Genomic DNA, 8,638 nt, shown 5'->3' with positions numbered 1-8,638 from the left:
GTCTTTTGCTGAGAAAGTAGTACACGACGTATGAAATCCCATCAGCATAAATCCTGAATACTGTGGCTATATTTCAGCCTATAGGGCTGGATGACGCTACAAGAATCTAAGGAATCCCACGGTTTTAACCGTGGGAGTATGTCAAGTTGATAAGACTGAAATGCTGGAGTATACAAATAAGGTAATGAATACTTTGCAGGGATATATCTGTAATAGCCGTCCGCGTCGATTTGGCAAATCAATAACCGCAAATATGCTCACAGCATATTACAGCAAAGGGTGTGATTCACAAGATTTGTTTGCGGGGTTGAAAATCAGCGAGGCGTCTGATTTTAAAAAGCATTTGAATCAATATGATGTTATTCATCTGGATATTCAATTAAGAGAGTATGATAAAGCCTGACGATAGTTAGGAGCTATCGGGGACATTACGTGTCCCTGGTGGCTCTTTTTATTTTTTTACATAGATTTGACATATCACTGCTTTCTGATTTTACAAAGAAACAATAAGATTAGTGGCGTTAAGAGAAAACAAAACAAACACAACAAAATGGGTAGAAACAGAAAGGAAGTTTTTATTATGAGAAAGATGATCACAATGGCAGTAACCGCAGCTCTTGCAATTTCAACATTGACCGCATGCGGAAAGACAGATAAAAAGGAGACTACAGCGTCAACAGCAGCAACCACCGCGTCAACAGCATCAACAGCAGCAACTACCGCTTCTACAGAAGCTAAGACTGAGGCCAAGGCAGAGGCTAAGGATACATCTGCTGCAGCAGCTGAGTCTAAGGCAGATGCCCAGACTCCTGTATCTGGAAGCGTTGCAACTGATGGTTCTACTTCTATGGAGAAGGTAATCGGTGCTCTTGGTGAGGCATTTACAAAGGCAAATCCAGATGCTACCTTTACTTACAACCCAACTGGTTCTGGTTCTGGAATCACTGCTGTATCTGAGGGACGCTGCGATATCGGTCTTTCCAGCCGTGCATTAAAGGATGAGGAGAAGAGCCAGGGCTTAGTAGAAACTACACTGGCACTTGATGGTATTGCAATCATTGTTAATAAGGAGAATACAGTAGAGGATCTTTCTCTTGATGATATCGCAAAGATTTACACTGGCGAGATCACAAATTGGAGTGAAGTTGGCGGAGAGGATGCTGATATCGTTCTGATTGGCCGTGAGGCAGGAAGTGGTACAAGAGATGGTTTCGAGTCTATTACAGGTACATCTGATTCCTGCAAGTATCGTCAGGAGCTTACATCTACAGGTGATGTTATCACAACTGTTTCCAGCAATCCAGGTGCAATCGGATATGCATCTTTAGCAGCAGTAAAGGATACTGTAAAGAAGGTATCAGTAGATGGTGTTGAGGCAACTGAGGAAACAGTAAAGGATGGTTCTTATAAGGTACAGCGTCCATTCGTTCTTGTTACAAAGGATGGTACTGAATTATCAGAGGCAGCACAGGCATTCTTCGATTATGTAACTTCAAAGGATGCAGCAGATATTATCTTGGCAGCAGGTGCTGTTGCGGTAGCAGAATAATCACAATTGGAAGGGTGCGAGGATTTATGAAGAGCAAAGAGAGTCTGTTAGAGACAGTAGTACATGGCATATTTTTGATTCTCGGACTGATTACGGTCGGATGTGTATTGTTAATTACAGTTTATCTGGTAATTTCCGGTGTGCCGGCAATCGCAAAAATTGGTCTGTTTCAGTTTTTATTTGGCACAAAATGGGCATCGACCGCCTCTGAGCCATCATTTGGAATCTTACCGTTTATCATGACAAGTATTTACGGAACAGGAGGTGCAATTTTGCTTGGTGTTCCAGTCGGATTTTTCACATCTGTCTACCTGGCAAAGATTGCATCACCAAAGGTAAGAGGTGTTATTGAGACAGCTGTCAGCCTTTTAGCAGGTATTCCGTCTGTTGTTTATGGTCTTGTCGGTATGCTGATTCTTGTGCCTGGTATCCGCAAATTGTTTAATGTGCCAGATGGTGCAAGCCTTCTGGCAGCGATTATCGTACTTGCAATCATGATTTTGCCGTCTATCATTAAGGTTTCACTGAATGCGCTTGAGGCAGTGCCAAAGGAATATGAGGACGCATCACTTGCACTTGGTGCGACAGATATTGAGACATATTTTAAGGTGTCAGTTCCGGCTGCAAGAAGTGGTATCGCAGCAGCAGTTGTATTAGGTGTGGGCCGTGCAATTGGCGAGGCAATGGCAGTTATGATGGTTTCTGGAAATGTTCCAAATATGCCGTCATTGTTCCAGAGTGTTCGTTTTTTGACGACTGCTGTTGCCAGTGAGATGTCATATTCAGCAGGACTGCAAAGACAGGCGCTGTTTTCAATTGCGTTAGTGCTGTTTTTGTTCATCATGCTGATCAATGCAACACTGAATTTTTTCTTAAAGCATGAGAAAGCCTGAAAAACGGATTCATAAAAGGAGTGAGTAAGATGACAAAACAGGAAGCAATAGGGGCGTCGCAGACAGCAAATGTAAAATCGGTAATGACAGTGCGTGCCACTGCAAAGAATGGACCAGGGGTAAAGCGCAAGCTTTATATAGGTCTGATGAAGTTTTTGATGGGGATTTCCATAACAATTACATGTGGACTTGTATTGTTTATGATCGGATATGTATTATATAGAGGTGTTCCGAATATAAGCTGGAAGCTGGTGTCCACATCTCCAAGCTACCTCGATGACAACATTGGTATTTTGCCTGATATTTTAAATACACTTTATATTGTAATTGCAACACTTGTAATTGTACTTCCGCTTGGTGTTGGTGCTGCAATATATCTGACTGAGTATGCCACAAACAAAAAAATAGTTGGCATGATCGAGTATGCAGCAGAGACACTTTCAGGTATTCCTTCTATTATATATGGTCTTGTCGGAATGCTGTTTTTCTGTCAGTTTTTAAGCTTGCAGACATCTCTTTTAGCAGGTGCGCTTACTCTTGTGATCATGAATCTTCCAACTATCATGCGTACCACACAGGAGAGCTTAAAGACAGTTCCGCAAAGCTACCGTGAGGGTGCATTTGGACTTGGCGCAGGAAAGTGGAGAGTTATTCGTACCGTTGTACTTCCAGGATGTATTGATGGTGTAGTGACAGGATGTATTCTTTCTGTCGGAAGAATTATCGGTGAGTCAGCAGCGCTTCTTTTCACCGCAGGTCTTGCACATGCAGTAAATGGAATGATAGATGGTCTTCACAGTGCAGGTGCAACACTTACAGTTGCGCTTTACATGTATGCTAAGGAGCAGGGTGAGTTTGGTGTTGCATTTGCTATTGCAGCAATCTTAATGGTATTAACCGTGTTTATCAATTTAACTGCAACTTTGTTAGGTAAGTATTTTCAGAGGAGGAAGAGTCAGTGAGCAGCGTAATTACTGTAAAGGATATGTGTCTGTGGTATGGACAGGTGCAGGCATTAAAAAATATTAATATCAATATTGAGGAGAAGAGTATTACGGCGCTGATTGGTCCTTCTGGCTGTGGTAAATCCACATTCTTAAAGTCGTTAAACAGAATGAATGATCTGGTGCCTGGTGTGAAGATTACAGGCGATCTTCGTTATCGCGGCGAGGACATTTTTGATCCAAAGTTAAATGTCAATGAGCTTCGCAGAAATATCGGAATGGTATTCCAAAAGCCAAATCCATTTCCAATGAGCATCTATGACAATATCGCATACGGACCGCGCACCCATGGAATTACAAGCCGTGCAAAGCTTGATGAGATCGTGGAAAATTCCTTGAAGGGCGCAGCTATCTGGAATGAAGTAAAGGATAACTTGAAAAAATCGGCACTTAGCTTATCAGGAGGACAGCAGCAAAGACTTTGTATTGCACGAGCACTTGCTGTTGAACCAGATGTACTTTTGATGGATGAGCCAACAAGTGCGCTTGACCCGATTTCTACATCAAAGATAGAAGAGCTGGCAAGTGAATTAAAATCACAGTACACAATTGTTATGGTTACGCATAACATGCAGCAGGCCGTGCGTATTTCTGATTACACCGCATTTTTCCTGCTTGGTGATCTGATAGAGTATGGTGAGACACAGAAGATCTTCGAGCAGCCAAAGGATAAGAGAACTGAGGATTATATTACAGGACGTTTTGGCTAATGGAAATAAAAAAAGTGAGGTGAAGACATGAGAAGCAAGTTTGACGAGCAGCTAGCGCTTTTGAATCGTGATCTGACAAAGATGGGATCGCTTTGTGAGGAGGCGTTAGCATTAGCGGCAAAGGCACTGGCAAATGCAGATGGACAGACAGCAGCAAAGATAGCACCGATAGACAGTGAGATTGACCAGATGGAGCGCACTATCGAGTCGCTTTGTTTAAAGCTTTTGCTACAGCAGCAGCCAGTTGCGAGAGATTTAAGACAGATCTCAGCAGCACTTAAGATGATTACAGATATGGAACGTATCGGTGATCAGGCATCCGACATTGCAGAGATTATTGGATTCTTAAATGGAAGAATCGGAACGGATGCACAGTATATTTGTCAGATGGCAGTAGCTGCAATGCGTATGGTGACAGAGAGTGTTGAGGCTTATGTAAAGCGTGATGTAGCAATGGCAGAGGCAACAATTCAGCACGATGATGTGGTCGATGATCTTTTCTTAAAGGTAAAGGAGTCGCTTATTCAAATGATCTCAGCAAATCCAAAGGACGGCGAGTATGCACTTGATCTTTTGATGATTGCAAAGTATTTTGAGCGAATCGGAGATCATGCGACAAATATCGCAGAGTGGGTTGTATTTTCTGTTACAGGTGTGCATGAGCAGGTGTGAATTAAATTAGAGCAAAAAAGGGGCAGATGAAGAGTCTGCCTCTTTTCGTTTTTTTTATAAACAATCTAAATTTTATATAAATTGTATTGACTGTTCTATTTTGAACGCTATAATAGTTTTTATCTAAAAAGAAGGGAGCAGCAGATAATGGTTAAGTTGTTAAAGAAGCTTACATGGAAAGATTTTATTCTGGCGGCAGTTGCATTTGTGTTTATTATCGTGCAGGTGTGGCTTAGTCTGACAATGCCAGATTATATGTCTGAAATTACAAAGCTTGTCCAGACTAAGGGCAGTAAGATGAATGATATTTTGATAGCAGGAGGCAAGATGCTTGCATGTGCACTAGGAAGTTTGCTTGCGGCAGTATGTACATCAATATGTGCATCAAAAATTTCATCTAATTTTTCTGCCAATTTAAGAGGACAGGTTTTTCATAAGGTGCAGTCCTTTTCAATGGAAGAAATTGGAAATTTCTCTACTGCAAGTTTAATTACACGTTCTACAAATGATATTACACAGGTACAGATGCTGATTGTTATGGGCCTGGAGGTTTTACTTAAGGCTCCTATAATGGCAGTGTGGGCACTGTGCAAGATTTCTACAAAGAACTGGCAGTGGACTGCTTCAACTGGTGTGGCTGTTGTTGTACTGCTTAGCTTTGTTTGTGTTTGCGTGGCTGTTGCGCTTCCAAAGTTTAAAAAGCTGCAGAGTCTGACAGATAATTTAAACCGTGTCACTAGAGAAAATTTGACAGGCTTAAATGTAGTTCGTGCTTACAATGCAGAAGGTTATCAGCAGAAGAAATTTAATGATGCAAATGATGAGCTGACGAAAACGCAGCTGTTTGCAAACCGCACTATGGGAACTATGATGCCGGGAATCCAGATGGTAATGAATGGATTGATGTTAGCAATTTATTGGATCGGCGCTTATTTGATCAGCAATGCTCAGATGTTTGATAAGCTGACTATCTTCTCAGATATGATCGTATTTACTCAGTATGCTATGCAGGTCGTTATGTCCTTTATGATGCTTGTCATGATTTTCGTGCTTCTTCCGCGTGCGAGCGTATCAGCAAAGCGTATCAATGAAGTGCTTGATATGCCGCTCTCAATTAAGGATGGTACAAAAGAGAATGGAATTGACGGCAAAAAGGGTGAAGTTGAGTTTCGCAATGTATCTTTTTGTTATCCAGATGCAGAGAAGGATGTCATTGAGGACATTTCCTTTACTGCTCATAAGGGTGAGACAATTGCCTTTATTGGTTCAACCGGCTGTGGAAAGAGTACTGTGATCAACATGATTCCGCGTTTTTACGATGCGACAAAGGGAGAGGTGCTTGTCGATGGCGTTAACGTAAAGGAATATACACAGAAGGCACTTAGAAATAAGATTGGATATGTTTCACAGAAGGCTGTTTTATTTACAGGAAGCATTAAAAGCAACGTTGCCTATGGAGATAATGGTACAAAAGGCTTTACTGATGATGTTGTTAAGCAGGCAATTGAGACTGCGCAGGCAAAGGAATTTGTTGATAAGACAGATGGCGGCGTAGATGCTTTTGTGGCACAGGGAGGATCTAATTTTTCAGGAGGACAAAAGCAGCGTCTGTCAATTGCACGTGCTATATGCCGTCACCCGGAGATTTTAATTTTTGATGATTCATTTTCAGCACTTGACTACAAGACAGATCGTGTTCTTCGCGATACATTAAGAAAAACTTGTGCAGATGCAACGCGTTTCATTGTGGCACAGCGAATTGGTACTATACGCGATGCGGACAAGATTATTGTGCTTGATGATGGAAAGATTGCCGGAATGGGCAAGCACAATGAGCTGATGGAAACTTGCGAGGTATACCGTCAGATCGCATATTCACAGCTGTCAAAGGAGGAGCTTGCATAATGGAAAATAAAGAATATACCCCTGGACAGAACCGCCCGGGCAGAAGAGGCGGTATGCGTGGACCTGGCATGGGAAGAGGTCCTGCTGAGAAGGCATCTGATTTTAAAGGAACATGGTCAAATCTGATTTCGTATTGCAAAAGCTATCTTCCGGTTGTGATCATTGCACTTATCTGCGCGGCAGGAGGCACGGTTTTGACGCTTCTTGGACCAGATAAGCTGTCAGAGATGACAAAGGAAATTGGAAAAGGTCTTGTAACAGGCGTTGATATGGACGCTGTTTCTAAGATTGGATTTACATTAATTGCATTTTATGTGTGCGGTGCTTTGCTGTCATTTGGTCAGCAGTGGATTATGGCAACAGTGACACAAAATATTTCAAAAAAGCTTAGAGGTGATATTTCAGGAAAAATTAACCGTCTGCCGATGAGCTATTACAGCCGCTCTACGACAGGTGATATCCTCTCACGTGTCACAAATGATGTTGATACGATATCACAGTCTATGAATCAAAGCATCGGAAATCTTGTCTCCGCAGTTACGCTTTTTGTCGGTTCACTTTTTATGATGTTTAAAACAGATGTGATTATGACGATCACTGCAATTGTGGCAACATTGATTGGCTTTGTACTTATGACAGTTATTGCAAAGCGCTCCAGCAGATATTTCGTGCGCCAGCAGCGCTGCCTTGGTGAGATCAACGGTCACATTGAGGAAATTTACACAGGTCATACAGTTGTAAAGGCATATAATGGAGAAGCGCAGGCAACAGCAGAATTTGAGCGCATGAATAATAATTTAAGAGAAAGTGCATTTCGTGCACAGTGCCTTGCCGGACTCATGCCGCCTATTATGACATTTATCGGAAACTTAGGCTATGTGGCAGTCTGTGTGGCAGGTGCAGTGCTGACTATGAAGGGAACTATTGGCTTTGAAGTAATCGTTGCATTTATGATGTATGTGCGTTATTTTACACAGCCGTTATCTCAGATCGCACAGGCGGCACAGTCTTTACAGTCAGCGGCAGCAGCAGGTGAGCGTGTCTTTGAGTTTCTTGAGGCAAAGGAGATGGATGACGAGAGCAATAAGACAAAGACGCTTGACAATGTAAAGGGTGATGTATCATTTGAACATGTAAAGTTTGGCTATGATGAAGATCGCGTGATTATCCATGATTTTTCTGCACAGGCAAAGGCTGGACAAAAAATTGCCATTGTCGGTCCAACGGGAGCGGGAAAGACAACACTTGTCAATCTGCTTATGCGTTTTTATGAGATTCAGGGCGGAAAAATCTGCATTGATGGCATTCCGACTAATCAGGTAAAACGTGAAATGGTTCATTCTCAGTTTTGTATGGTTCTTCAGGACACATGGCTGTTTGAGGGTACTGTTAGAGAAAATCTTGTATATTGTACGCCAAATGTCTCTGATGAGCGCATGAAGGAGGCATGCCGCGCTGTTGGTCTTGACCATTTTGTGAGAACACTGCAGAATGGCTATGATACAGTGCTTAATGATCAGGTTAATCTGTCACAAGGTCAGAAGCAGCAGTTAACAATTGCCCGTGCAATGATCGCTGACAAGCCTATGTTGATTCTCGATGAGGCAACAAGCTCTGTCGATACAAGAACAGAGCTTCAAATCCAAAATGCAATGGACGAGCTGATGAAGAATCGTACTTCTTTTGTTATTGCACATCGTCTTTCCACAATCAAAAATGCCGATCTTATCCTTGTGTTAAAGGATGGAGATGTAATTGAAAGCGGAACGCACGAAGAACTTTTGGCAAAGAAGGGCTTTTACGCTGATCTGTACAACAGCCAGTTTGACCAGGCATCGTAAGAGATTCTTAAGAGATGTAAGGACATTGAAAGTACTTATTTGACATAATCTCTGGTAATATAAA

The 8,638-nt window shown here is 42.1% G+C and carries 8 protein-coding genes; all 8 read left to right on the top strand.

Annotated elements, in window-relative coordinates; genetic code table 11:
* The first annotated feature begins 130 nt into the window (after positions 1 to 130).
* Positions 131 to 403, top strand: a complete 273-nt coding sequence (locus LKD48_RS11085) for an AAA family ATPase (protein ID WP_308732051.1) — start codon at positions 131 to 133, stop codon at positions 401 to 403.
* A 177-nt stretch (positions 404 to 580) separates the two neighbouring features.
* On the top strand, positions 581 to 1,549 hold the full coding sequence (locus LKD48_RS11080) for a phosphate ABC transporter substrate-binding protein (RefSeq protein ID WP_262538581.1): 969 nt from the start codon (positions 581 to 583) through the stop codon (positions 1,547 to 1,549).
* Positions 1,550 to 1,575: 26 nt separating this feature from the next.
* The gene (pstC, locus tag LKD48_RS11075) at positions 1,576 to 2,442 is read left to right on the top strand and encodes a phosphate ABC transporter permease subunit PstC (RefSeq protein WP_227100997.1); all 867 of its coding nucleotides are present in this window, start codon (positions 1,576 to 1,578) and stop codon (positions 2,440 to 2,442) included.
* A gap of 29 nt (positions 2,443 to 2,471) precedes the next feature.
* On the top strand, positions 2,472 to 3,404 hold the full coding sequence (gene pstA / locus LKD48_RS11070) for a phosphate ABC transporter permease PstA (RefSeq protein ID WP_331466845.1): 933 nt from the start codon (positions 2,472 to 2,474) through the stop codon (positions 3,402 to 3,404).
* Positions 3,401 to 4,156: a phosphate ABC transporter ATP-binding protein PstB gene (pstB, locus tag LKD48_RS11065; RefSeq protein ID WP_082868591.1), complete on the top strand. Its 756-nt coding sequence runs from the start codon at positions 3,401 to 3,403 to the stop codon at positions 4,154 to 4,156. The genes pstA and pstB overlap by 4 nt, the downstream gene beginning before the upstream one ends.
* Positions 4,157 to 4,183: 27 nt before the next feature.
* Complete coding sequence (phoU, locus tag LKD48_RS11060; RefSeq protein ID WP_308732050.1) at positions 4,184 to 4,828, top strand: phosphate signaling complex protein PhoU; 645 nt, start codon at positions 4,184 to 4,186, stop codon at positions 4,826 to 4,828.
* 147 nt (positions 4,829 to 4,975) lie between these two features.
* On the top strand, positions 4,976 to 6,733 hold the full coding sequence (locus LKD48_RS11055; protein ID WP_308732049.1) for an ABC transporter ATP-binding protein: 1,758 nt from the start codon (positions 4,976 to 4,978) through the stop codon (positions 6,731 to 6,733).
* Positions 6,733 to 8,574, top strand: coding sequence for an ABC transporter ATP-binding protein (locus LKD48_RS11050; RefSeq protein WP_331466844.1), 1,842 nt, complete (start codon positions 6,733 to 6,735; stop codon positions 8,572 to 8,574). The genes LKD48_RS11055 and LKD48_RS11050 overlap by 1 nt, the downstream gene beginning before the upstream one ends.
* The last annotated feature ends 64 nt before the right edge of the window (positions 8,575 to 8,638 follow it).

It is taken from the genome of Anthropogastromicrobium aceti, assembly GCF_020687335.1.
Lineage (GTDB): Bacteria > Bacillota > Clostridia > Lachnospirales > Lachnospiraceae > Anthropogastromicrobium > Anthropogastromicrobium aceti.
Note: the sequence above shows the minus strand (reverse complement) of the source record. Positions and strands in the feature narration are given on the sequence as shown.